Source organism: Thermocladium modestius, from assembly GCF_055398215.1.
This window is the reverse complement of record NZ_AP043731.1, coordinates 110,202-135,138: the sequence shown is the minus strand read 5'-3', so window position 1 is coordinate 135,138 and position 24,937 is coordinate 110,202. Positions and strand designations below refer to the sequence as shown.

Genomic DNA, 24,937 nt, shown 5'->3' with positions numbered 1-24,937 from the left:
TCATTCGTTCTCCACGAGTAGCTTAATGCCGCGCGTGGCTCGCCGCAGCACCTTGTCATTTATGCCGAGCCTCGATATTATGTCTTTCAGTTCGTTTTCATTTATGGCCAACCGCCTCTCGCCGTTTACATTTATGATCCTACCTCTCACCTGCAACTCATGGACCAGCCTCTGCAGTCTGTCCTTATTGGACTGGGCGGCTAGGATTGCATCATCCAATCCCCTCCCACCCACCACCGCGTCCAGCAATATCTTTACTATCTTGTTTATCCTATCGGGAACGCCCACGCGGGAACCCCATAGCGTCAATTTGTATCGAGGCACTCCATAATTATCCAGTCCCAGGGATCTATAAAGCGAAAAAGTCTCATTGCTTACCTTTCTCTCCTTATCAACTATCCCCCCAACCAGGAACACATCCACGCCCTTGAGCTCCTCCTCGCTGACTGCGTCCCCGTACGGATCAAGCACTGCGGATCTGGCTCCCTTCATGAATTGAAGGGGTGGATTGGATGTGATGCGAACCATGTGCCTCATGTCGGGGGCATACCTATTGAACAGCTCCATGAAGCCGCCGGGGGCACTGCTAACCAGTAGATTGCCGTCCCATAGGTACTCCCTCACGTAGTTGATGGATGATATTACCTGCTCCACCAGTTCCTTCTTTTCCACCTCGCTGTGCTTGTCCCAGAGCGATAGATCAATTATGAATAGGGGGGACCTGGGCATGGCGTTCCTCAGCGATTCCACGTCTAGATCTCCCGGTCCCTCTACTATCATGCAATCCGCCTCGCTCGCTCCGTCCCTGGCCGGCACAATCACTGGAATGGGGGCATCAATGATCATTCTTCCCGCGCAACGTTCCCGCGCAACGCTCAATCTACCAATCAACGCATCGACAGCCACTCCCTGCAGTCCGCGCCGCAAATACCGGCCCGGCACGCATAATGAGCTGCATCCAAGCTCACTCCTCAATGCGCTCGCCAACAGCGATGCAGCGATCACGGTTAAGGCTAGGCCTTCCCCTGAAAAACATTTCCCTCCGAGGCTCGCGATGCGCTTCCGCGTATTAATTGATTAAGAGGCATCGGTGAACTTCGCCGATGGGCCTCAGCAGGTCGTTGCTGCTCGGGTACGTGGTGGCATGCGTATCACCGCTCCCGCTTGCCGTTTCCCATGAGGATCCACTGGTCTCCGCGTTATCGGCATTGGCGATCAGCCCACTGGCCATCTTGATATACCTGCTTGTCAAGAGTAAGTGGAGCAGCGGCGGTTTTTACTCCTATTCTAAACGCGTGTCGCCGACGCTTGCCAGGGTTCAATTGTATTCCTGGCTGCTCAGCTACGTCCTATACGTGGCCTACACGGTTGATTATATCTCGTTCTACGTATTAAACCTGCCCGCTTCTGGGTCCATAGTTATGGTTCTCTCCCTGTCCGCCATCGCATCCGCGCTGGTGGCAAGCGGGTTCGTTTACGTGGCTCTGCTGGCGACGTCAATTGTTCAAATAGCGCTGTCTATTCCAGTGGGTTGGCGCTTCTCCCCCTCAGCCGTCGTGCCGAGCCATCCGTTCACTGCCATATTATCATCTGGCCTATTGTTGATATGCATATCGCTGGCTCCTTACGCGAGCGGGGATGAGAGGCATGCATGGATAATACCATTCGCGTTTACCTTATCCAGCGTACTTATGATAATCGGAGGCTTCTTCGTGGCTCCTTCCTTTGTGGTTTATCTGCAGTCAATTGGTCAATACTCCATAGTTCTCGCCGAGTACGCCGCTGTGAGGGGCGTGTTGGTCGACGAGCTTCAGTTGAGGAAAGGCACTGTGGGCTTGGTGGTGCTTGTGATGATCCTCAGCATTGTAAGCCTGCTTAATTATGGCTTGTTTTATGACCTAACCATTGTTCCATCCATAGCCGCGTTGTACCTATCCTTGTGCGCTGGCCGCCCCCCTCTCTGCCGCGTACCTCAGGAGTTCACTGGCATACATATTGGCTTTTCTCTCCATGGTGTTCTTCGCCTATGGCTTGCTCAACGTATTGACCACTGCTAGGGGGATATACTTTATAGATGCGATTCTTGCGATAGTGTCGCCCGCGTCCTTAGGCTTGGCGGTCGGCTGGGCAAAGCATATTAGGGAGCGGGGATGATTGATTCAATGAAAGTCGCGGTTGTCGGTTGTAGGGGGTTTGGGCGTGTTCACTTGGAGGCGTTGAGGTCCATGGGGAGTGTGGATATATACGTCTTCTCGAGGGATAGGGCAGCGGCCGAGGCATGCGCGAATGAGTGGGGGGCCTCCGGGTTCTTCACGTCATACGATGACGTCTTGAGATCCTCGGTGGACGTCGTGGATTTGGTGGTTGACCATGCTTCTCACTTGGAGATGTCGGTCAAGGCATTCAAGGCAGGCAAGCACGTCCTGCTGGAGAAGCCCATAGCCAGGACGTTGGAGGAGGGCTTGGCCATTATAAAGGCGGCGGAGGAGTCCGGGGTTAAGTTCATGGTGGCCGAGAATCACTTCTTCGATCCAGCCGCAAGGAAGGCGGCGGAGTTATCCAAGGATTTGGGCGTACATACGATAATAGCGCGCGGCTTATCCTTTCATGCTCCGACGGGTTGGCGAGCCAAGTTGGATGAAATGGGCGGTGGATCGTTAATAGATGGGGGCATTCACTTGATGGATACATTTCTAAACATAGGGGGCGATTACGAGGCTGTTTGCGGCTCCTCCCGGCGGGCTATGCCTCAAATGGAGGGCGAGAGCGCTAGCATGGCTTTATTCAAATTTAAATCGGGCGCCGTGGGCGCGTTCATGTATGGCTGGGCCTTCCCCAACTCGCCCCGCGTGCCCTTATTCGAGGTTTACGGGGTTGGTGGATCCATAGTGGAGGATCCGGCGAGCAGGGTACGCGGCAGGAATTACGGGGATATACTATTTAATGGCGAGAGGATCGAGCTTCCGAAGGTTAATACCGTTCAACTTGAGATTGAGGGCTTCCTGAGGTCGATTCGGGAGGGAACGGAGGTCCCAATGCCTCCCCAGCTAGCCCTTCGGGATTTGAGAGCTGTGCTGGACATCTATACATCCAATTGCCCTTAATCCTAGCCTTGGGCTTCCTCCAGGGTAGGGATCAGGTGCCGCGGGAAGATTTTAAAAGGGCAGCGCATCTCGACTTTGTATGGCCCATCAACTCGATGCGCCGATACCAAAGGTAAAGGCGCCTAGATTGCTTGGCGATAGGGGAGCTGAGAAGCTGAGGGCTGGCAGGGGATTCTCGCCGTCGGAGGTGAAGGAAGTTGGCCTTTCAATAAACGATGCCAGGCTGCTCGGGATACCTGTTGATACGAGGAGGAGGAGCTCGTATGAGTGGAACGTTAAGGCGCTGCGGGATTACCTTTCATCCATAAAGGAAGGAACCCCTGCAAAACCCGCCGTCGCATTGGAGATCATAACTAAGGAAAGCAAGGGCAAGGCATTCAGGGGCTTGACTCCTGCCGGCCGCCGTTCCAGGGGCTTGTACTCGGTTGGGCTGCTGGAGGTCCATAAGCATAAGTGGAGCAAGAAGCAGAAGGAACGCGATGCCAGGAAAAGGCATGAAGCGGTGCGCAGGAAGGGCGGCAATTAGGCCATCAATTTAAAAGCAATTACTTAAGTGAATTCACTCATGAATAAATTACCACCCCAGGAGGCGTCGGAGAGGCTTCGGCACTTGAGTGGTTGGAGGATCGATGATGATCGATTGATAAAGGAGTACATTTTCAAGGATTTCCGGGAAGCCGTGGAATTCATTAATAGGATCAGGCCATTAGCGGATGCAATGAATCACCACCCAGACCTATGCATCTCCTATAATAAGGTCAAAGCAGAATTGACCACACACGACGCGGGTGGATTGACGGAGCTGGACTTCGAGTTGGCCAAGAAAATGGATGAATCATTCAATGCGGTGCATTAAGGCCCTATTTTATCTAATAAAGCAATTGACAAATTAAGCCCTTAAGGATGGGAGGGGTCAGCCCTTGCCTTCGCGTTTATTCCTAATAATCTCGCTGGCTTGGGCTCCCGCCGCGCCGCCTAGCCCGGCGTTCAAGAATGCCAGCGTTAAGGTTAATGCCAGGGGTATGGCGGGTCCCCCCGGTGCTCCGATTATTGCGGCGGTCACCGCGCCGTCCTGAATCGCGTATGGATTGAGCAGTATCGATGCCATGGCTCCCACGGCCCCGGCCAGTCCAAGCAAGGCCAGGGAAACAATGGAGCGGCTGCGCATTGCGTAACCCATTGGGATCATTGGAATGAACATGAATTCCCAATAGCCGACGGCCGATAAGGCAATCGCGATAATTACTCCCGTTATGAAAAAGACAATCATGCGCGTTTTGCCGATCATGGCTTAGCACCTGGCAGGTATAGGTAGTAGAACTCCGCGGGTAGGCCGCTCGGTATTAATTGATAATAATCGCCGGTCAACCAATACGCGGTGGTATCGTTATACAAGCCAAGCGGGTTCTCGGAGATACCGCCCGGATACACTCCGACAGCATCCATGGGATACTTCATGTCTACTACCATGCGCCAGCTGGGACCTATAGTTGACACCAACCCGTATGCGGCATTGATGGTGTTGCCGTCCCCTGGGGATTGGAAGGGGCCCACAGATAATCCAGGCAAGCCGAATAAGCTGGCCAGCAATCTTTTATGTACGTAGCCCCAATCCCAATGAGTTGGATCGGGGCCCAGCAATTCCTGTAAGTATTTCACGGTTTGGTTGAATGCCAAAATCATTACATAATCCGAATTCCTGGCCTGGTGGTTGAGCGGGTCATAGAACCATTGCGAGTCAGGGTAGTATTGGGTCCAATTGGCTAGATCGAGAATGAGTTGGCCATGATACACCGAGTCGGGTCCCAGGAAGAATGAGAACTCGCCCAACCCCTCTGGGCGCGTTATGTTGTAGTAAATTAACCAAGGCATGAACGTATCGTTCAGGTATTGTTGCAGCCAGAAGTAATATATAGTGGCTGCCGCGGAATCCACCGTGAAATTGCCGTTCCATTCAGTTAATAAATCGGCGGCCCCCCTTTCCACTGCGCTTAGCTTGCTGCTGGACAGCGCGGAGATTAGGCTGGGAAGGAATAAATCGGTGGAGTAGTCATGCACATCCAATTGAGTTGCCTCCATTGATGAGATACTCAAGTTATTCGCTTTCTTGAATATTGATAAATCATGATTTATCTCGTCGGCCCTGAAGCCGCTCTCGTAGCTCCAGCCTAGATAATAGGGGTACCCAGGCGATACCGGCACTTGATTCGCGCTGGCGGCGAAGCCGCTGCTGGGATCAAGCACGTAGGGTTGATTGCTGGCAGGTATGAATCCGGTCCAATCATAATTACCATAGCCCGGCAGAACTGCCCTGGGATTTCCGGCCCTTATAATGGGATATAGGCCATATGCGAATATGCCGAAGTTCCCTTTATTATCTACATATGCGAAATTCTGAATTCCAACCTTGAAATTGGAGAGGGCGGCCAGGAAGTCGCTTAGGTTCTTGGCTAAGTCAAAGCCCAGGAACGTTGCCACCTCATTGTTGGGATAGAGCCCCGTCCAATCCATTACTATCACTACGCCGCTGTAATTGCTCACGACCACCCCGTTTGCTGCTCTCTCCACTAAATAATTGATATCTCCCCTGCCCTTAACTTGAATGATTTCGTGGATTACGGTGAAGGGGATCCACGATCCATTATGGAAATACTCGCCGGGATGGGAGGGGCTCGTTTCCTCCACATAGAAGTAACACACCTGCGGTTCAGCATCGGTGGCTCCCCAGGCTATGTATGGATTATGGCCCAGTATGACGCCGGGAGTGCCCGGGAAGTCGACGCCGACCACGTTTAGACCTGGTGCCACGAGTTGGAACCCAATCCATATGGAGGGCACCGTGGTAGTCAGGTGGGGATCGTTTGCCAGCATTGCGGCGCCCATCGATGCATTCACCACCCAATTATTGCTGCCGGCATCCGTTAATCCCTCCACTACGTGGAGAAATGGATCGAAACCCGGAAGGACTTTTCCAACAATCGACGAGGAAAATGAGGGATCGCCTTGAAAGAATGCTATGGCGTTCTCGACAGCCTTATTGAATGCAGTCAATGCGATTCCCGGCGGCAGCGGGTTCATGGAATAGAGACTTAGGTTCCCTGCGTTGCCGCTCCCCTCGTATATGGTTGGGTTTAAGTCGTACGGGTATATTGGATATTGAACAGAGGGGGGATAGGCGGGATAGAGGGCTTCCACGGCTTGCTTGGGCATGTTCTCCAAGGCGAAGGTGAATCCCAATGGATCATCCGTCCCGCTCAAGCTCCAAGTGAGCAATTGTTGTATAGCGAAGGTGTCCCGCATTAACCATGGAGTGGGTTTATATCCGAGGACCTTGAGGATCAACGGCAAGCGAGAGGGCTGCATTGATTTTATATAATCATTTATGCCGAGCACATAGTAATACAGCGCCATGTACTCATAACTGGATTTATTTAGTTGATTAACGGTTTCCTGTGCCACTATGGTTGTCTCCAGCGCCCTGTAGAACTCATCGCTCTGAATCATGGATGGCCCTACCATTGATGAGAGATTGCCCTCCGCCATTGCCCGCATGAAGACCAGCTGAGCCAATCTATACTCAGCGGTTAGATATCCCTGCTCGTAGAAGAGAGCCCAGTCTTGGTTAGCGGCTATTCTTATGAATCCATCAGGCGTAATGCACACAGTCACCTCAGCCATAGATGAATTAATGGTCAAGGTATGGTTTATGCATCCGACGCCAGGCGGCGGCGTTGATCCCCAAACGCCGATGCCGATGCCTGGATTGAGCACATCGGCTAAGGGAGCTAATGGAGAGAATGGTACGTACATTACGGCCAGCACCACTGCTATGCCTATGACTGTTGCGGATAATTTAGTTATTGATGATATGCGAAACAGCATATAATTAGGCGTAGTTTTAAAATATATAAATATTTATTTTTATAATAAATAAAAATTTAAGAAACGTATCGCTGAGCCAGTTACTGCTGGCTTTAGCGGATTATAATGGCTTGAACTGCACAGTGAACATTATTGAGGAAAGCGATTAGGAGAATATTGTATTTTAATATTATATTTTTAGAAATAAGAAGCCCCATTGTTACTCGCGCCCTCGACTGGGCATCGCTCCTTGATGGTCGCAATCAACTCGGGGAATCCCCTACTAACGGCAATGCTCCAGTGTTCTAAGGATTCCATAAATCCTTTAGATCATGTATCTTAACCGCGACGCTGCCGTCCCCGGAGTATATGCCCAGCAATATCTTCCTCTGATGGCATCCGTTCACGTTTACTAGGAATGGAAGGAGGACGGCGACATGCGGCGCCTCCTCCTTGAGGGATCTCAGGACTGCGGGTTCCATATCGGCCAGCCAATTCCTGACGCTGGGCACGAAGGCGGATGACTCGAACACTTTGAAATCCCCCATGACTCGCATAACTGGAATATCTCCATCCCTCCTAGAGACATATATATAACCATCCTTCACCGAGGCAACGGAGTAAAGCTCAGGGGGATTAACTATCTCGCGGAGCTCTTGCGGTTTTCCTATGGAGATTAGGTACTGCATTAACCTAAGCAGGAGGCTGGGTATGCAATGATTGGATATATCGAATCCCTCGCAAGAATTATAGAAGAATTGATCCACGAATCTACCGCAAGCCGTTAATCCGCTGGATCTTATGAACTCCATGAGTTGCCTGGTATACTCTATCTCGTCTCTCCTGGAGAGGCCATGCTTTGCCGCCGCTTCATCTATTGGTAGCTGCATCATGTCTCTCAAGACGCAGTTCCTCGCCGCTGCCCTACCCAGCAGTGTGGCGGCCTCCATTAACCGGCCCTTTGATATCATCATGCCCAGCTCCATTAATTCCTCGCCTATCTCCCCATTCCTCACCAAACCCAGATCCGTCAATGTGGGCATCAATGCCCTAACGTTGGAACTGCTCAGCCCTCTTTGCTTGAAGTAGCGCGCCGCTGCTTCACTGAATGGCTTTCCACGGAGTCCGTTATCATATATGAATTTCGCGAAGTCAAGCAGCCTGCTCAGGGGAAACCTTATGTACCAATGCTTGTGCTCGCAATCATCGCTCATGAACTTCTCCCTTATGAAGGATAGCGCATCGTCCACGGTCTTAAACTCCCTGCTGTACAGCCCATCCTCCACCACCACCAAGTCATCCTTCCTCTCCACCACTAAACGCACGATTATGGATGGCTCATAGAATTAAAAACAATACAAATAAAAATAGGTAATAATACGGAAATCCAGGCTAGAGAGGGGGATTTAATCCCTCACCTGCTCCAGCACTGCTATTATCTGGAGTATCATTACCCTGCTGAATAGGGGCATGTTGGGATCGGATAGAACATCATCGAGGATTCCTATCACGGTGGCGGCGCGTAGGCTCGGGCTCATCTGGGCATTCCTCAATATCTTAACTGACTCGCTGGCCGCCCTCCTTATGTTCCTCGGTATGCCCATATCCTGGACTATTCGCTCCAGGTAGTAAAGCGCTTGGGTTATCTTTTCCTGCACCTCCGAGTTAATGTTTTGGTTGCTCATCCAATCACCTCTTGATTAATATCGCTCCGTGATCAATAGCTCCTTTTAAAAAGTTTTTTACCCGGCCAAGCTCTATGTATTAGATGAGAGTAAAGATATTCCCTGTGGACGTGACGTATGGGATCACTGGGTCGGAGCCTGAGATTAGGGTGTTTGGCGTCGACCCTGCCGGCAGGCCCATAGCGATCGCTCACAGGGGGTTCAGGCCGTACTTCTACGCTGTCGTGGAGGGGGAGAGGGCATTGGCCGGGCTGAAGAGGATGAAGGACGTGATCTCGGTTTCCAAGGAGAGCAAGAAGCTCTTTGGGCGACCCATTGATGTAATTAGGGTGACTGTCACATCCCCGGATAAGGTAAGGGAAGCTAGGGAGAGGGCCAAGGCAGTGACCGGGGTTAAGGATGTTCTGGAAGCCGACATAAGATTCACGCTTAGGTACATGATAGATAAGGGAATTAAGCCTGGCTGGGTGGAGTACGAGGTGGAGGAGGGAGGGCAACTGGGAAGAGGGGTTGAGGCATCGTATAGGGCTCTCGGCGATCCCGTTCAACTGGATTCCATTGATGTGCCCCACCTCAAGTACGTTGCCTTGGATATAGAGACATATAATCCAAGGGGGACGCCGAGCCCAGAGAGGGATCCAATAATAATCATCTCGTTAATGGATTGGAATGGCAACATTTATCTATTTATAAATGATGGGGATGAGGGAAAGATGATTGGGGAATTCATCTCTAAGTTCAACGAATTGAATCCAGATATAGTGTTCGGGTATAACTCTGGGCGGTTCGACTTGCCGTACCTCTCGAGGCGGGCTTCGTTGTTGGGCATCGGTCTTCCCCTCAGTAAATACGGCACCGAGCCGGAGCAGAGCACCTACGGGCATTGGTCCATAATAGGGCGGGCTCACATAGATCTATTCAATATAATAGATGAAATGAGCGATGTGAAGCGAAAGAGCTTGGACTATGCGGCCGAGCATTTTGGGGTAATGAAGAGAAGCGAGAGAACCTTGATTCCAGGCCACCGGATATACGAGTATTGGGATGATCCTGTCAAGAGAGAGGAATTGCTGAAGTACGCTAGGGACGACGTGGTCAGCACGCTTAGGTTGGGCGAGAAGCTGCTGCCCCACGTTATTCAATTGGCCAGTATCTCGGGATTGCCCTTGGACCAAGTCGTGGAGGCCAGCGTGGGCGCCAGGGTGGAGTGGATGATAATGCATGAGGCGTTCAAGATAGGCGAGCTCGCCCCCAACAGAGTGGATCGGGAAAGCGAGCCATATAAGGGCGCCATGGTGCTGGAACCAAGGCCTGGCCTGCACGAGAATGTGGTGGTCCTGGACTTCTCCAGCATGTATCCCAGCATAATGATGAGGTTCAATGTATCCCCCGACACATTAACCGATGAAGCCGAGTGCGATTGTTACGTGGCTCCGGAGGTGGGCCATAAATTCCTCAAATCCCCACGTGGTCTTTACCCCAGCATGCTGCAGAAGTTGGTTGAGGCGAGGAGAATTATTAGGGATGAAATGAAGCGGTTCAAGGAGGGCTCGCCTGAGTTCATTTACTTGGACGAGAGGCAACGCGCGCTTAAGATAATGGCGAATGCCATGTATGGATACTGTGGCTGGGCTGGGGCCAGGTGGTATAGGAGGGAGGTGGCCGAGGCCGTAACGGCTTGGGGTAGGTCCCTCTTAATGGATGCGATAAGGCATGCAGAGTCCATGGGGGGAAAGGTGATTTACGGAGATACGGACAGCCTCTTCTTGCTGAACGATGAGAACGTCGTTAGGAGCGTGATGGATTACATGGCTGACAAGGGATTCGAGGTCAAGGTTGATAAGACGTACGTTAAGCTACTGATTACGGAGTCCAAGAAGCGCTACGTCGGTCTTCTGGAGAATGGGGAGGTCGACATAGTTGGATTCGAGGCCGTGAGGGGGGATTGGTGTGATCTAGCCAAGGAGGTTCAAGAAACTGTAGCCGAGCTAGCCTTAAAGCAGGGCGTGGATGCCGCCGTGAATTACGTTAGGGCAGTGGTGGATGAGTTGAGGAGGGGTGGGCGGAGCGTGGATGAGTTGATTATCTGGAAGACCCTGGATAAATCCGTGGATGAGTATAAGGCCAATGCTCCTCATGTGGCGGCGGCCAGGAAGTTGTTGGAGAGGGGTTTCAAAGTGGGTAAGGGGGACTCCATAGGTTTCATAGTGCTAAGGGGAGAGGGACGGCTGGCCGATAGGGTGATGCCGGTGCCCCTATTGAAGGGCGGGGAGGAGGTCGACGTGGATTATTACGTGGAGAAGCAAGTGATACCGGCCGCCATGCGGATACTGGAACCCCTTGGAGTTGATGAAAATAGGCTGATTGGAAAAAGGGGAGGCGGAAGTATACTTGATTTCCTCGGCTAGGCCGGGGGCTTGGCCTCCGCCTCCATAGTCTTCAATATATCCTCAATCGATGCCAGCTGAAGCGATGCAGGGACCTTGGCTATATTGCCTAGACGGGACATAGCCATCAATTTAACTCCCTTCGATGCAGCGGCGTCAACCAAGCGCTGCGTGCAGACTCCATCAAATATTATTGCGTGGGCATTAGTTACTTGCTGCAAGGCATCCACCAAATCCCTAACTGGGACTCTCTTAATCATGTTCCAGTTCTCGTCGTAAATCACTGCCTCCAATGTTCCCTCCAATTTGCTCATCTCCTCCACTACTTGGGGCGGTATCTTTACCTCAAGCTGCATTGACGGCGTTAGATGCGGCTTCTCTGTTTTAATCTCTTCCGGAGCAGCCTCGCGCTTCTCCACGGGCACCTCCACCGCGCCGCTCGCCTCCGCTTCCTGCTTGCCCTCCCTGGCGGTTTGGGCTTGCTCTTGGCGTTGCTCCTTAGCTTCCTGCTTCGCCTCCTCTATCACTTGCCTCTCCTTCTTCTCTATGGTCAACAAGTACTCCTCTATCGGCAATTTATTGCGAAGGGCCTTCGATATTTCCTTGCCAGTCAATTGCTCTACCTCCTTTCCACTTGGGGCCCTGGCAACGTAATCCACGTCCACGGACTTCAGCAATTCCCTCAACACCAAATCGCCTCCCCTATCGCCATCCACGAACGCTATCACGGTCTTCTTCCTGCTTAGATCTATGACCGACTTGGGTATCCCACCCGACGCTCCCTCTATCGCTATCACGTTGCGATACCCATGCTTGAGCAGGTTAATTACGTCGGCGCGGCCCTCCACTATTATCACCGTGTCCGACTTATCCACGTCCGGCCCAGCCGGTAATCCCTCGGGTCCGTATTTAACCAGCTCCGCCTCCTTCATTTGATCCACGAAGCGTTCCACTATCTCCTTGGTATCGGGCAGCGTTTCGGCCTCTATCTTGGATAGAAGCTCCCTGGCGCGGTCCATTATTTTCTTGCGCTTCTCCTCTCTCAAATCCCCTATCCGAAGGACTTGGACCTTGGCATTATACGGCCCGACCTTATCCACGGATTCCAGCATCGCGGCTAGGAGGGAGGTCTCGTAGCGATCCAGGTTGGAGGGGATATAGATCTTGCCAACTGTCTTATCCCCCTTGTGCTCCACCTCGACCTCTATCCTGCCTATCCTGCCCGTGTTCTGCAGGTTGCGTAGGTCGAGCTCGCTTCCGAGCAGTCCCTCGGTTTGGCTGAACAATGCCCCAACTATATCGGGCTTATCAACCAAACCTTGTATTTCCACCGCTGCTTCTATTAGGTATTTGGCCACTATAGTTAATGCTCCCATGGCTCATTTCACCTCAATTTAACCGAACCATTCCGTGCAATTCACCTTTATTAACGTTTCTGCTAAGAACCTCCAGGCAAATCGCTGGCATCAAGTGGAGAGCTTTTTATATGGGGCGGCTTCGGTCATCAAGTGAATTACGGCTTATTGGTCGGGATGGCCATCAAGAACATGAGGAGCAAGAAAAGTAGGACGCTGCTCACTGCTCTGACTGTCGTGTACGCAGTTGCATTGATGATAGCCCTCGAGACTGTCACGCACGACGTTCAACTCGCCGTCACAAATGAGGTGAAGAGCATACTGCCGGCCGACGTCATAATATACTCCTCCACGATAGCCATGCCTCAGCAAGTCGCCGTTTCCATGAATGGAATGAAATATGTATCCAACGCCGTACCGGCAATACTGGTGGGCAATGCGGTGGTGGGCGGCGAAACCATAACGCTGATCGGAATGCCATCCAGTGCATTGCAGTACTTCTATCCCGATTTGATCAGTGGGGGATTAATAGAATCGCCGGGCGATTGCATAATATCCAGCCAATTAGCGCAAAAGCTGGGAGTTGGGGTGGGGGATTACATATACGTCATGATTCCGGAGGGACTGGGCGGCTTGGGCTCCACGTATCAAGTGGTGAGGATGAGGGTGGCCGGCGTTTTCTCCAGCATATTCGGGGGTCTCTTCGGGTTTCAAGTGAATATGGTGGTCACATCCCTCAGCTACCTGCAGGATCAGTTGGGAGTGAGCGGCTTCGTCAACACCATATTCGTGAAGCTGACCAGCGATTCGTCCACTACCCTCACGGCCTTCGTGGATGCCGTGCACTCTGCCTACCCTGATGCACAAGTCTACGAGCAGCAAGACATAATTGGGGCAATTGGGGATGTAATAAGCCTCGTAAATACGTTCTTCATATTGATAATAGTGCTCAGCCTAGCAATAGCTGGGCTCAGCATAGCCAACACGATGTTGATGAATGTAAATGAGAGATTAAGGGAGATAGGCATACTGAAGGCAATAGGCGCATCGAATTCTCAGATAATGATGATGTTCCTCTTCGAGTCGCTTTTCATAACCATGATCGGATCCACAATAGGGCTAGTGGTGGGCTTCTACGGGGCTCACGGCGTTTCCGCTCTGTTGAACGCGTTGGGGTACTCAATCAATATAATAATACAGCCAATCCCCTCCCTCTTCGCGTTGGGCTTCGCCGCCTCAATAGCCATAGGTATATTGGCGTCCATCGTTCCAATAAGGCGTGTGGCCAAGGTTAGGCCCATGGAGGTTCTCCGCATCGGCTGAGGATGGAGGAACTTCGATCAATTTGCCGGAATATCTTTAAATAGCGTAATGATGATTGGCCCGGCATGAAGGACAGGGCATTCTACGCAGCGAGGGAGGAGGAGGTCATAGACGGCAAGGTCACTGATGTTTACTTCATCCGAACCATTGAGACCATAAAGAAGGCCGGGCTTGAGGACGTCAAGGTAAGGGCGGAGTTCCACGTGATGGGCCTCCCCCCTGGCTACTCGTGGGGCCTATTCACAGGGTTGAGGGAAGTGATTGAGCTGATAAGGAGGGCTGGGCTGAACATAGATGTATACTCGATGAGGGAGGGAACGGTGTTCCTGCCGAAGGAGCCATTATTGGTGATTGAAGGGAGGTACGCAGATTTCGCGGTGTACGAGACGCCCATCCTAGGCATACTGAGGCATTACTCATCCATATCCACGAAGGCCGCTAGGATAAAGAGGCTGGCGATGGATAAGCAATGCCTCTTCTTCGGGGCTAGGGCTCTCCACCCCTTGATACAACCCATGGCTGATAGGGCTGCCTATATAGGGGGATGCGATGGAGTGGCCGGGACGCTGGGGGCCGAGCTGCTGGGAATAAGGGCTAGCGGAACAATGCCTCACGCATTGATGATAATATTCAAGCATGCGATGGGGGATCACTCCCTTGCGTGGAAGTTCTTCGATGAGGCCGTTCCCAGCGACGTGCCCAGGATAGTGCTGGCGGACACCTTCTTGGACGAGAGGGAGGAGGTGGGGCTCGCCATTAAGTCCCTCGGCAATAAGCTGGCGGGGGTGCGGCTGGACACGCCCAGCAGCAGGAGGGGGAACATGAGGGATATAGTGAATGAGGTGAAGTGGAGCGCGAAGGCGATGGGTTACGACTTAAAGGTGGTGGTCAGCGGTGGGCTGGACGAGGAGGCCGTGGCATCGTTGAGGGACGTCGCCGACTCGTTTGGGGTCGGGACGTCGATAGCGTTTCCACCCAGCATTGACGTGAGCATGGATATAGTGGAGGCATTTGATGAGAAGAGCGGGAAGTGGCGCCCAATAACTAAGAGGGGAAAGCTGGCCGGCTTCAAGCAGGTGCATAGGTGCCCCGGGTTCAGGGACGTGGTTACCATGTGGGGGTCGCGCATTGATTGCCCCAATGGAGCCCCGGAGGAATTATTGGTGAAGGTGATGGAGGGGGGCAAGCCATTGATGGAGGATGACGACGATGAGATCCGCGGCAGGGTGCTTCGCCAACTGAGGGAGTTGGACGGTGCCTCCCCCTCAGTTATATTCAATTATTAAATAAGGAATGCGGTCCTTCCCATCTCCTCATTGGCGTCAGGGCTTAGCTTTAATTAGCAGTGAGAGGAATTCCCCGCATGGATTTGATGATAGTGGGGGCGGGGCCCGGCGGCTCGTTCACTGCCTTGGAGGCCGTCAGGAAGGAGTTTAACGTTACATTGATCGATAAGAAGTCGGCCCGATATGGACCCATCGTGTGCGGCGAGCTGCTTCCGTCGAAGGACTTACTGGCCAATTACCTGCCCTCGAGAATAAATGATTTGCTGGCATACACCTTAGATGTCGTGCTCTCAAGAGATGTGATTATCAATAGGATAAAGCGGTTAAACGTAATTCTGGGCGATGTTTCAATAGGATCGTTTCCGTTCGATTCATTGGTGATAGATAAGGGCGCAATGATTAGACACGTAATAGATGCCGCGGAGCAAGGGGGCGCTAAGGTTCTCTTCTCCACCACAGTCACGGGGTGCGTTGTTGACGATCCATACGTTAAGTGCTCCGTGAAGGGGCGGGATGGTGAGTCATTCATGGTGGCGGACAAGGCAGTGGGGGCCGATGCCTATCCCTCCACGCTGAGCGAGTTGGCTGGGGCCTCAGAGATGGGGCCTCGGGACTTAATAGTGGCCACTAGCCAGCGCGCAGCCGGCAGGTTCGATGATGAGGAGGCGATGATAATAATGGATCCAAGGCTGGCTCCAGGCGGCTATGCCTGGATATTTCCAAGGGGGGATGGGACTCACAACACGGGCATCGGTGTGAGGGGCGATGCAGCGTGGGGAGGGGGGGCGTCCGTGCTGGATCTCCACAGGAGATTCATCGATAAGTTCGGCTTACGGCCGCTACAGAGGGCCGTTCTATCCAAGACGATACCGGTGGGGGGCTTGGTTAGGGCCAGGGGAGGTGCGTACTTGGTGGGCGATGCGGTGGGCAGCGTGATACCAACCAACGGGGCCGGGATAAACCCCGCCATGATAACTGGGAAGTTGGTGGTTGATTCTATGATTCAAGGCATTGATTACTACTCGCTGCTCTATTCAGTATTTGGGTCATTCATGAAGAGGATGGTGGATTACAGGAAGCTGGCTGACCCCATCCTCTACGATTACGAGGCGGTGAAGAGATTGCTTAAATTCCCCAAGCCATTGCTGAGGACGGCGCTCAGGGATGCAGTTATGGGGTCAAGCAAGGCTAGCACTAGCTTAATGTTGGGCATACTATCTCCCCTCATTAATTCGTTGGTGGCGAGCCAGCGAAAGCATTGATGATCAAGGAGATGGATCGCGCTCCAGCCTCACGCAGTTCCCCCTGTATACGTAAAACCAGCAATGCCCCTTGGGCACTACCTTCAAAGCCCCCGTCGGCGTTAATATCAGGAAGGAGTTCCTCCTCCGCTCCACGATTAACCCCCTTATCCCGTTCATGTATGGATTAAGGCACTTGGCGGTTTCCACCAGCATAGGCTTGATTTACCCTCTCCGTTAAAAAAGCTGGCGATGCGGTGAACCGGTCCCCCTCCCCAAAGCTATTACGGGCTGGGTTTGCCGTTTGTCTCATCAAGGATAGCCTGTGATTGATTAGAAAATGGCTCCCCTTCCTCCCCGAGGGCCCTCCTCACTTCCCCCTCTCCCCTCTTCAACGCGTCAGTCAAGCCCCCTCTCCCAGCCGACCTAACCATTAACAGCAGCAACAGGAGGAGGGTGAGCAGCTTGGTTAATCCCTTGATCTTCACGCGTGATGTATCCAAGTTAAAAGCTTATATTTGTTTCCTTTAATGCTAGGATGAGATGCCGACCAACTTGCCTCCCGAGGCAAAGGCGAAGTGGATGAAGGCCATGAATGCTAAGACTGACGAGGAGAGGATAGCCGCGTTGGAGGAGTTCCTCAGCGCGATACCCAAGCATAAGGGAACGGAGAACCTGGTTCACTTCGTCAGGCACAGGATAGCCGCGTTGAGGCGCGAGGTGGAGCTAAAGCAGAAGAAGGAGAGGAGCAGTAGGGGGGGCAGGACCATATATGTCGAGAAGGAGGGGGACGCCCAGCTGGGCGTGGTTGGTTTGCCGAGCTCCGGCAAATCCAGCCTGCTCAAGTGCCTCACCAATGCCAACGTGGAGCCGGATGATGTGCCATTCACCGATTCGCAGCCGATTCCCGGCATGTTCATAGAGGACTTAATATATTACCAGTTAGTGAAGTTCCCCTCCTTGAATCCATTCGATGCGGAGAGCGATAATAACGTGCTCTCGGCATCCCTGGCCAGGAACGTGGATGGCTTGCTGCTCGTGTTGGATGCATCGATGGATTTGGAGGATCAGATCAATAAGATAGAGGAGATATTCAGGGGGCAGGGAATACTGATCAGGCAACCCAGGGCTGCCATAAGCATCCGTAGGACTGTGAGCGGGGGCATCCAGGTCTCCGGTTCCTTTAAGGGTTGCTCGGTCGACTCAATAAAGAAATTGTTGACGGATTATGGGATACTCAATGCTCAAGTCACCATAAATGGAGAGGCTACGTTGGATGACGTGGAGGATGCATTATTCAAGAACTACGTGTATAAGCCCAGCATATTCATAGTAAACAAAATAGATCAATCCGACAGGGATTACTTGAGGATGCAGGCGTCGGGGCTGGAGCCCAAGATATTCGCCTCGCTCATTAAATGCAAAATAAATAGGAAGCAGTTGAGCGAGGCAATACTAAAGCGGCTTGACTTGATCAGGATATACTCCAAGAACACTCAATCCGATAGCTACTCCAGGAAGCCCCTCATAATGAGGAGGGGATCCACCGTGGGTGATGTGGCGAAGACGATACACACCGGGCTTTATGAGAACTTCAGGTACGCCAGGGTGTGGAGGATCGATGATTACCCCAATATGTATAAGAAGGTGGGGCTTAATTACATCCTAGACGATCAAAACATCATAGAAATACATGCATGATGACGGAGCCGGACGGTTTGCCAAAACATTAAGTTGACCGGCGCTCCTGCATCAATGATGCATGCCGCGGGCGGTGGAGAACGGGCATGAGTTCCAGTAATCGCAGTGGCTGCAATTGCTTGGTGAGTTGTTGTGGGTCGGGTTTCTCTTGTAAAGCCAGTACTCCATGGCCCGCTCTATGTCCCGCATTATGGTAGCCTCATCTATCTTGGCGCCCTTTATGGCGACATCCCCCATCCTAATGGCCTGGCCCGGCGACATGCTGCTCAGCCTGCTTGCCAAGGAATCGGCCTCCCTCATCAAGTTGAAGCTCGTTCCCCTGATCACCTTAACAACGAACGCGTTGGAGCAGTTATAGCCTAGCCGCCTCATCATTACGCAATAAATCGCTGCCTGCATCAACTCGTGTTCGTGTATCACGGCGAATCTATTCCCCGTGGTCTTCAGCTCAACGATTCCCAGGGAGCCTTGGAGCGGGATCACCATATCGACCTGGCCAAGTATGGGCACTCCCTCCACCACATCAACTATGGCTGCCTCGGCCGTTGGCCTGCTCAAGTCCAGCTTGCCTATCCACCTCCTCCCCACCACGCTGTTGAAGTACTCCACCCCCTCCTCTCCCCTATTCACCAGAGTGGGCACTCCCTTCCCCACGTCCAGATCATAACCGGCCTCAGCCCTCACTCCCAACTGCCTCCCGTGCTCCTCTATGCCCTCCAAGCTAGCCTCCCCCACCTCCCTGGGCTTCATGTAGCTGAGGTGTATCCTATACTCGCATATCTTGGATTGAACGGCTATGTTACTTACCATCAGGAACACCGCGTCGTGCTTCAGCTTGGGCAGTTGCAGTTGCTCGCCGTTCCAAACTATGTAATTCCTGGCCAAGAGAGGCGCATCCACTGCCTAAGCCGGTGGATCGCTTGATAAAAACGTATCGCGCCGTTCCTCCCATTACTCAAAGCTTATTAACATGATTGAAGGTCTTTATACATGGATGTTATAGAAGAAATGAGAAGGGTCGTAGGCCCCGGCAATGTGCTTACAAAGAAGGAGGACATCCTCCCATACATGCGGGACGCGTCCTACTTGTCGGGCGGCGAGCCCCTCGCCGTGGTGATTCCAGGCACCACAACGGAGTTGGCCAAGGTGGTCAAGGCATGCTACGAGGCCGAGGTTCCCATGTATGTGAGGGGCGGCGGGACTTCCCTCACGGGCTCGTCGGTGCCCCTTGAGGGCGGCGTGGTGATAAGCATGAATCGCTTCGATAAGATACTGGAGGTCAGCGTCCCGGATAGGTACGTGGTGGCGGAGGCCGGCGTCAGGCTGGACGCATTGAACGCGTATCTATCCAAGTTCAGGTACTTCTACCCGCCAGATCCGGCGAGTTCCTTGGCGGCCACGGTGGGCGGGTCCCTGTCCACAAACGCTGGAGGCATGAGGGGAGCCATGTATGGCGCCACCAAGGAGTGGGTTCTAGGCATGGAGGTGGTGCTGCCCACGGGCGAGGTTGCCCAGTTCGGTGGGCGGGTGTTGAAGAGGTCCATCGGATATGACCTGACCGCGTTGATGATTGGGAGCGAGGGGACCCTGGGCATAATAACCAAGGCCACGCTGAAAATAACCCCGCTTCCCCGGCGGACGGGCAGGATACTAGCCTATTACAAATCTATTGAGGATGCGGGCAAGGTTGTGGCGAGACTTACTGAAAATGGAATAATACCTTACATTGCGGAATTCATGGATGGAATAGCCATGGATGCGGCGAAGAAGAGCAAGGGGATAGACTACCCAAGCGAGGCCAATTACATGATGATAATCGACATAGCGTCCACCGAGGAATCCATAAAGAAGGACCTTGAGTCGGCCGCGGACGCGATAAGGACCACGAACCCCCTCCATGTCAGGATAACCACGGATCCCGAGGAGATGGATAGGATATATCAAGCCAGGAAGGGGCTTTACTCCTCTCTCCTAATGGAGAGGGCGAGACCAGGCGAGAAGGTCATAATAGGAGACGTGGTGGTTCCCCCGACGGAGGTGCCCTCAACCCTCGTCGACTTGGATGGGGCCATAAAGAGGTATGGGTTCAAGGTATCGCTCTTCGGCCACATAGGGGATGGCAATGTTCACCTCAACATATTCGCCAACGCCGATGACGAGGAGGAGATGCGTAGGGTGTCGGAGTTCCTCTTGGAGACGGGCATGATAGCGGTGAGACACGGTGGAAGTGTCTCCGCGGAGCACGGCATTGGGCTGGAGAAGAAGCAGTTGTTGGTGGAGGAGTTCAAGGCTCGGGGCACCCCCGTTAATCTGGAATTGATGAGGCAGTTAAAGAAGGTGTTCGACCCCAAGAATTTGTTGAACAGGGGGAAGCTCTTTGATTGATGTATTGAATGCAATATCAAGGGAGGCTGGGGCCTGCATAAACTGCGGGTTCTGCGAGGCCGTGTGCCCCACGTTCCCGGCGTCCGGGTATAAGGCATCGATGGGTGCAAGGGGGAGGATAAACCTTGCCAAGGCGTTTCTGGAGGAAGTGGGGCGGGGAGGCAAGTCTAGGCTAGCCGTGGGGGACGCATTCAACTCATGCCTGAGCTGCTACGCCTGTCTCCAGGTGTGCCCGGCCGGCGTGAATGCTGGGAGGGTCAGCGATTACATGAAGCAGGCAATAGCTGACGGCAATTTCCTGGCGGGGAGGCAGGAGCACCCCGTCGCCAAGATGATAGTGGAGCTCACCATGAGGTACTGGGACCCGCTTGGGTTGAGGAAGGAATGCGCGGAGTGGGCCCGGGGCATTGAGTTCGACGGGAGCTCCAGCACCGTGCTCTACACGGGCCATATGTATCAATTGATGGCATATAATAAGAAATTGAAGGAATTATTAAATGGAAACATGAAATTGATGAGCATAGGCTCCGCTATACTGAGCCGCGCTCCCTCCCTCTCCAAGATGATGGCGGGGCTTTATGATCCTGAGGTAAGGAGGAAAATGGAGGGATACCTGCGCAATGTGGTCAAGCTCCTCAAGGCCGCCGGCGTCAAGTTCGGCTACCTGGGCGAGGACGAACCGTACCCGGGCACGTTGCTGTTAGACATGGGGTACGTCGAGGAGTTCCGGAGGTATGCGGAGAAGGTGGTCAACCTATTCCGGGAGAGGGGGGTTAGGAGGCTAATAGTGGTGGATCCCCATACGTATGATATAATGATCAATGAGTATCCCAAATACGTGCCGGGCTTTGACTTGGAGGTGGTTCACTACCTAGATTTGCTTGGTTCACTCGACCTGAAGCGCGGTTTGGGCTCCGTGGCATATCATGAGCCGTGCCACCTAAAGAGAAGGTTGGACTACGACAAGCCGCTGGAGTTGCTGAGCAAGGTGGCCGAGGTTAGGCTTCCCCTGCATAACGGAAGGAACACCATGTGCTGCGGAGGCCCTGACGAGGCGTTTTACCCAGGCATATCGGATAATGTGGCCTCGATTAGGTTTAAGGAATTGAAGGATACGAACGCAGCCAGAATAGTGACGGCTTGCCCCATCTGCTTCGTTAACTTGGACAAGGACGAAAGCGTGGTTGACATATCGGAGGTCCTGATCGAGGCGATGGGCGGCAAGGCCTGACTTGGTTGAGTGGTGTACAGCATGATCAGCAACTTCATGAAGGACATGATTAGGGATATACTGGAGGAGTCGGACCTATACGGGAGAGCCCGCTCATGGTTGGCATCCCATCCCCTTAGTGCTGATCGCATCCACGTGATTTCAATGGGCAAGGGCGCCGTCAACATGGCTGCCGCCGCGGAGGAGGAGTTGGGAAGCAAGGTAGTTGATGGCATTGTGGTGGTTCCCCAGGGAACTCCGAGGAGAAGTCTTCACTCGATGGTATTGGAATCCACGCACCCACTGCCAAGCGAGGCAAGCCTCCGCGCGGGGGAGGCGATTATGGAGCTGCTGGGCAGCGTTGAAAGAGGAGATTTAGTTCTCTTCCTGATAAGCGGAGGCGGGTCCGCGCTTGTGGAAGTGCCGGCCCCGGGGATTTCGTTGGAGGACTTGAGGGGCCTCAACGAGTTGCTGATCATGAGTGGAGCCACCATTGAGGAGATAAATGCCGTGAGGAAGCACGTCTCCGCCGTGAAGGGTGGGCGGCTGGCCAAGATCGCGTTGGATAGAGGGGCAAGGGTCGTATCTTTGTTGGCAAGCGATGTTCCGGGCGATGATCCTGCCACCATAGCGAGCGGCCCCACTGTTCCGGACCCCACCACTTACGGAGATGCAGTATTGGCGTTGAAGTCGAGGGGGATATGGGAGAAGGCGCCGCCGCGAGTAAGGACTGTGTTGGAGGAGGGCATGCGGGGATTGAGGGAGGAAACGCCAAAGGAATTGGCGGGAGCCGATGCTTTCCTAATGGCGTCCAACATGGATGTATTGAGGGGATTATCGAGTCGCTTGGCAAGGAGGGGAATTCCCTCCCTTATTTTGACGTCTAGCGTGGAGGGGGAGGCCAGGGAGGTTGGGAGGTTTCTCGCCAGCATAGCTGTAGAGGCGCACCGCAGCGGCTTGCCTCTCCCTAGAGGGGCGATTTTAGTCGGTGGAGAACCCACAGTTATGGTGAGGGGAAATGGTAAGGGAGGGAGGACCACTGAGCTCTGCGCTGGATTCGCATTGGGCGCGAGGGGGGTTGGCGGCGTTTACATGCTGTCGTTGGCCACCGATGGGCAGGACGGCAATATGGATGCGGCCGGATGCGTCGCGGATGGGGAAACCATGAAGGAGGCGGAAAGGGCCGGTGTGAGCTTCGTGGGTGAGCTGGGCAGGAATAACACTGCGGCAATATTCGAAGCAACCGGCTCACTGATTAGAACCGGGTTAACCGGTAGTAACCTAAATATAATATCGGTAGTAATGATTGATTCAATTGAGAAATAATAGGATATTGACTAAGAATATATCATAATACTAATAAAAATTTTATAATATAAATAAATAATTATATATTTAACAGAATTGTTATAAATTGGTTATTCATAATTTACTATAATGTCAGAACAAGAACTACTAAATAAAACTGTGAAAAGGCTATGGATCAGAATAATTCCCTTTGTATTTATCCTTTATATTATAGCATTCCTTGATAGGGTAAACATAGGCTTTGCCGAGGTCCCCATGCATCAACTTCTCGGCTTCTCATACGCCGATCTAGGCTTAGCCTCCGGCATATTCTTCATTGGATACTTCATATTCCAGATGCCGGGCACGTACTTGGTTGATAGGATAGGAGCCAAGGTAGTGGTTGCGGTCTTCCTGGCGGGGTGGGGCATATTCGGCATATTGGTGGGGACGGTAACGAATATAGTGGAGCTAGATGTATATAGGTTCTTCGAGGGATTCATGGAGGGAGCGTTCTTTCCAGGCATAATATACTACTTATCCCTATGGTTCCCCCAGAAATGGAGGGCACAGGCAGTGGCCCTTTTCATGATGGCTATACCTGTCTCGGAGATAATAAATGGGCCGCTCGCCGGCTACATAATAACCACCATAGGTTGGCGCTGGCTATTCTACATAGAGGGCTTGCTCGCCCTAATATTCTCGCCGATAGCCTATGCCTTCATGACGAATAGGCCCAATGAGGCGGCTTGGCTGGCTCCTGAGGAGAAGAATGCATTGATAGCTGCGTTGACTAGGGAGGCCGAGGAGGCCGCTAAGAAGGTGAAGCAGAGCTTTGGATCGGCCATAGCCAACCCAGTTACCGTAATGCTTGCCCTGATATACTTTTTCTGGATAACGGATCTATATGCAGTAGATATATGGTCCCCCGCTATACTTAAGCTCGGCTCCACGTATGGATACGTCGGCGTCGGTTACTTGATCTCGGGCATATGGTTGATAGGGCTGGTGTACATGTATTTATGGGGCCGTCACTCCGATATAACTATGGAGAGGATACATCACACGGCAATTCCATTGATAATAGGGGCAATAGGTGCGATAATAGCAATAGCGCTGCCGGGCAATTTCTACGCTCTTGTAATCGCCTTGATATTATTAACCATGGGCATATTGGGTCCCTTCGGTTCCTTCTGGAGCCTCCCAACCATGTATTTAACGGGAGCTGTCGCAGCGGTGGCCATAGGGTTCGTGAACTCCATAGGAAACCTGGGAGGCTTCGTGGGTCCCTATATAGTTGGCTACATAGAATCGGCCACCCATAGCTTCGCATTGGCATATGCAGTATTTGTTGTTTTCTTCGTGTTAGCGGTTGCCCTGGTGTACTCGCTCAAGGCCTTCAAGCAGATAACCCAGGCGTGAGTTTTACCCTTAAAATCAAGCATTGAATATTTGTTTTTTCAATTCATCTGTCTCATCATACACTCTGAGAAGTATTCGCCTAGTCATGCCCCAAATTATTATTCCATCGTAGACTATCGCCGTTCTCTCCCTGTCCTTGACGATTGCCTCCCTCTCGTGTCTGTGAATATCGCTGAGGGCTATCCACTTGAATTCGTCGAACTCCCCCCCATCTGTGACCGGCTCGACGTTGCACCCATTAATGGAGAACACTATTGGCACCACGTTTATTTCGGGTATGTTATGGGGATGCTGGACATCCAGTACCTTGATGACGCGGGCATTGCTTAGATCTATTCCGGTCTCCTCCATCGTCTCCCTAATCGCGGTCCTCAATAGATCTCCATCGCTCTCCTTATAGTGACCTCCCGGGAAAGAGGCGTCGCCAGCCCATGGATCCCCGCTCCTATTCTTGCGCCTGCCGACCAGCACTTGAAGCTCGCCGCTGCAGATCCTCAGTATCACGGCGACCGCCGCCCAAACGCCCTCCTTCGGCTTGATGGCCGCCATACAGTGAGACGGGCATATTTAGTTAATATCTTTATCTCTAAATCCCTAATTAGCTGATACATTACCCTTACGGGCTGGGATTAATGCTTCCACGAGGGTGGATTGAAGCTTAGGAGGCTAGGAATGAAGTGATTCGCTTAT

The 24,937-nt window shown here is 52.6% G+C and carries 23 protein-coding genes; 13 read left to right on the top strand and 10 right to left on the bottom strand.

All coding sequences use genetic code 11. The features are described 5' to 3' along the window. Nucleotides 1-1,005, bottom strand: a complete 1,005-nt coding sequence (locus ACZ5ZS_RS00655; protein WP_188595973.1) for an RNA methyltransferase — start codon at nucleotides 1,003-1,005, stop codon at nucleotides 1-3. Between the two features lie 98 nt (nucleotides 1,006-1,103). Here ACZ5ZS_RS00655 and ACZ5ZS_RS00650 point away from each other — a divergent pair, with 98 nt between their 5' ends. The 4 genes from ACZ5ZS_RS00650 to ACZ5ZS_RS00635 all read left to right on the top strand — a co-directional run bounded on the left by ACZ5ZS_RS00650 (nucleotide 1,104) and on the right by ACZ5ZS_RS00635 (nucleotide 3,960). Further along, on the top strand, nucleotides 1,104-2,057 hold the full coding sequence (locus ACZ5ZS_RS00650) for a hypothetical protein (RefSeq protein WP_464858378.1): 954 nt from the start codon (nucleotides 1,104-1,106) through the stop codon (nucleotides 2,055-2,057). A gap of 105 nt (nucleotides 2,058-2,162) precedes the next feature. After that, on the top strand, nucleotides 2,163-3,104 hold the full coding sequence (locus ACZ5ZS_RS00645) for a Gfo/Idh/MocA family protein (protein WP_188595971.1): 942 nt from the start codon (nucleotides 2,163-2,165) through the stop codon (nucleotides 3,102-3,104). 79 nt (nucleotides 3,105-3,183) lie between these two features. Then, nucleotides 3,184-3,630 (top strand): ribosomal protein L13e, encoded by a 447-nt coding sequence (locus tag ACZ5ZS_RS00640; RefSeq protein ID WP_188595970.1) that lies wholly within the window; start codon nucleotides 3,184-3,186, stop codon nucleotides 3,628-3,630. A 39-nt stretch (nucleotides 3,631-3,669) separates the two neighbouring features. After that, on the top strand, nucleotides 3,670-3,960 hold the full coding sequence (locus ACZ5ZS_RS00635; RefSeq protein WP_188595969.1) for a 4a-hydroxytetrahydrobiopterin dehydratase: 291 nt from the start codon (nucleotides 3,670-3,672) through the stop codon (nucleotides 3,958-3,960). Nucleotides 3,961-4,017: 57 nt separating this feature from the next. Here the strand turns inward: ACZ5ZS_RS00635 and ACZ5ZS_RS00630 are convergent, their stop codons facing one another. From ACZ5ZS_RS00630 to ACZ5ZS_RS00615, 4 genes are all read right to left on the bottom strand, one after another. Then, nucleotides 4,018-4,392, bottom strand: a complete 375-nt coding sequence (locus tag ACZ5ZS_RS00630; protein ID WP_188595968.1) for a hypothetical protein — start codon at nucleotides 4,390-4,392, stop codon at nucleotides 4,018-4,020. Beyond that, on the bottom strand, nucleotides 4,389-6,986 hold the full coding sequence (locus ACZ5ZS_RS00625; protein WP_188595967.1) for a penicillin acylase family protein: 2,598 nt from the start codon (nucleotides 6,984-6,986) through the stop codon (nucleotides 4,389-4,391). Before ACZ5ZS_RS00625 ends, ACZ5ZS_RS00630 begins: the two co-directional genes overlap by 4 nt. A 284-nt stretch (nucleotides 6,987-7,270) precedes the next feature. Next, nucleotides 7,271-8,290 carry a hypothetical protein gene (locus ACZ5ZS_RS00620; protein ID WP_188595966.1) on the bottom strand — a complete coding sequence of 340 codons (1,020 nt, stop codon included), beginning with the start codon at nucleotides 8,288-8,290 and terminating at the stop codon, nucleotides 7,271-7,273. Between the two features lie 81 nt (nucleotides 8,291-8,371). Beyond that, a complete protein-coding gene (locus ACZ5ZS_RS00615; RefSeq protein ID WP_075060187.1) occupies nucleotides 8,372-8,650 on the bottom strand; it encodes a UPF0147 family protein in 279 nt (92 codons plus the stop codon). Nucleotides 8,651-8,733: 83 nt separating this feature from the next. On the opposite strand from ACZ5ZS_RS00615, the gene ACZ5ZS_RS00610 reads away from it, so the two are divergent. Next, nucleotides 8,734-11,058, top strand: coding sequence for a DNA-directed DNA polymerase (locus ACZ5ZS_RS00610; RefSeq protein ID WP_188595965.1), 2,325 nt, complete (start codon nucleotides 8,734-8,736; stop codon nucleotides 11,056-11,058). On the opposite strand, the gene dnaG is transcribed toward ACZ5ZS_RS00610, so the two are convergent. Beyond that, the gene (gene dnaG, locus ACZ5ZS_RS00605) at nucleotides 11,055-12,413 is read right to left on the bottom strand and encodes a DNA primase DnaG (protein ID WP_188595964.1); all 1,359 of its coding nucleotides are present in this window, start codon (nucleotides 12,411-12,413) and stop codon (nucleotides 11,055-11,057) included. The genes ACZ5ZS_RS00610 and dnaG overlap by 4 nt on opposite strands. A 132-nt stretch (nucleotides 12,414-12,545) precedes the next feature. Between dnaG and ACZ5ZS_RS00600 the strand changes: the two genes are divergently transcribed. The 3 genes from ACZ5ZS_RS00600 (at nucleotide 12,546) to ACZ5ZS_RS00590 (ending at nucleotide 16,263) form a co-directional block, all read left to right on the top strand. Continuing rightward, nucleotides 12,546-13,715: an ABC transporter permease gene (locus ACZ5ZS_RS00600; protein WP_188595963.1), complete on the top strand. Its 1,170-nt coding sequence runs from the start codon at nucleotides 12,546-12,548 to the stop codon at nucleotides 13,713-13,715. Nucleotides 13,716-13,780: 65 nt separating this feature from the next. Then, entirely contained in the window at nucleotides 13,781-15,001 is a 1,221-nt protein-coding gene (locus tag ACZ5ZS_RS00595; RefSeq protein WP_188595962.1) for a nicotinate phosphoribosyltransferase, read from the top strand. Nucleotides 15,002-15,078: 77 nt separating this feature from the next. Next, on the top strand, nucleotides 15,079-16,263 hold the full coding sequence (locus tag ACZ5ZS_RS00590; protein WP_188595961.1) for a geranylgeranyl reductase family protein: 1,185 nt from the start codon (nucleotides 15,079-15,081) through the stop codon (nucleotides 16,261-16,263). A gap of 3 nt (nucleotides 16,264-16,266) precedes the next feature. On the opposite strand, the gene ACZ5ZS_RS00585 is transcribed toward ACZ5ZS_RS00590, so the two are convergent. Together ACZ5ZS_RS00585 and ACZ5ZS_RS00580 are read right to left on the bottom strand one after the other, a co-directional pair. Then, on the bottom strand, nucleotides 16,267-16,458 hold the full coding sequence (locus ACZ5ZS_RS00585) for a ribonuclease P protein subunit (protein WP_188595960.1): 192 nt from the start codon (nucleotides 16,456-16,458) through the stop codon (nucleotides 16,267-16,269). A 68-nt stretch (nucleotides 16,459-16,526) separates the two neighbouring features. Then, nucleotides 16,527-16,730, bottom strand: a complete 204-nt coding sequence (locus tag ACZ5ZS_RS00580) for a hypothetical protein (RefSeq protein WP_188595959.1) — start codon at nucleotides 16,728-16,730, stop codon at nucleotides 16,527-16,529. A gap of 55 nt (nucleotides 16,731-16,785) precedes the next feature. Between ACZ5ZS_RS00580 and ACZ5ZS_RS00575 the strand changes: the two genes are divergently transcribed. After that, nucleotides 16,786-17,943, top strand: coding sequence for a TGS domain-containing protein (locus tag ACZ5ZS_RS00575; RefSeq protein WP_188595958.1), 1,158 nt, complete (start codon nucleotides 16,786-16,788; stop codon nucleotides 17,941-17,943). Nucleotides 17,944-17,994: 51 nt separating this feature from the next. On the opposite strand, the gene ACZ5ZS_RS00570 is transcribed toward ACZ5ZS_RS00575, so the two are convergent. Continuing rightward, the gene (locus ACZ5ZS_RS00570; RefSeq protein WP_188595957.1) at nucleotides 17,995-18,843 is read right to left on the bottom strand and encodes a PD-(D/E)XK nuclease family protein; all 849 of its coding nucleotides are present in this window, start codon (nucleotides 18,841-18,843) and stop codon (nucleotides 17,995-17,997) included. Nucleotides 18,844-18,933: 90 nt separating this feature from the next. Between ACZ5ZS_RS00570 and ACZ5ZS_RS00565 the strand changes: the two genes are divergently transcribed. The 4 genes from ACZ5ZS_RS00565 (at nucleotide 18,934) to ACZ5ZS_RS00550 (ending at nucleotide 24,247) form a co-directional block, all read left to right on the top strand. Then, complete coding sequence (locus ACZ5ZS_RS00565) at nucleotides 18,934-20,328, top strand: FAD-binding oxidoreductase (protein WP_188595956.1); 1,395 nt, start codon at nucleotides 18,934-18,936, stop codon at nucleotides 20,326-20,328. Continuing rightward, nucleotides 20,321-21,559, top strand: a complete 1,239-nt coding sequence (locus ACZ5ZS_RS00560) for a (Fe-S)-binding protein (RefSeq protein WP_229657637.1) — start codon at nucleotides 20,321-20,323, stop codon at nucleotides 21,557-21,559. The genes ACZ5ZS_RS00565 and ACZ5ZS_RS00560 overlap by 8 nt, the downstream gene beginning before the upstream one ends. A 21-nt stretch (nucleotides 21,560-21,580) precedes the next feature. Then, on the top strand, nucleotides 21,581-22,864 hold the full coding sequence (locus ACZ5ZS_RS00555) for a glycerate kinase type-2 family protein (protein WP_188595955.1): 1,284 nt from the start codon (nucleotides 21,581-21,583) through the stop codon (nucleotides 22,862-22,864). Between the two features lie 111 nt (nucleotides 22,865-22,975). Further along, nucleotides 22,976-24,247 carry an MFS transporter gene (locus ACZ5ZS_RS00550; RefSeq protein WP_188595954.1) on the top strand — a complete coding sequence of 424 codons (1,272 nt, stop codon included), beginning with the start codon at nucleotides 22,976-22,978 and terminating at the stop codon, nucleotides 24,245-24,247. Nucleotides 24,248-24,262: 15 nt separating this feature from the next. Here ACZ5ZS_RS00550 and ACZ5ZS_RS00545 read toward each other — a convergent pair whose 3' ends face one another. Then, nucleotides 24,263-24,796 carry an NUDIX hydrolase gene (locus tag ACZ5ZS_RS00545; protein ID WP_188595953.1) on the bottom strand — a complete coding sequence of 178 codons (534 nt, stop codon included), beginning with the start codon at nucleotides 24,794-24,796 and terminating at the stop codon, nucleotides 24,263-24,265. Nucleotides 24,797-24,937 lie beyond the last annotated feature (141 nt).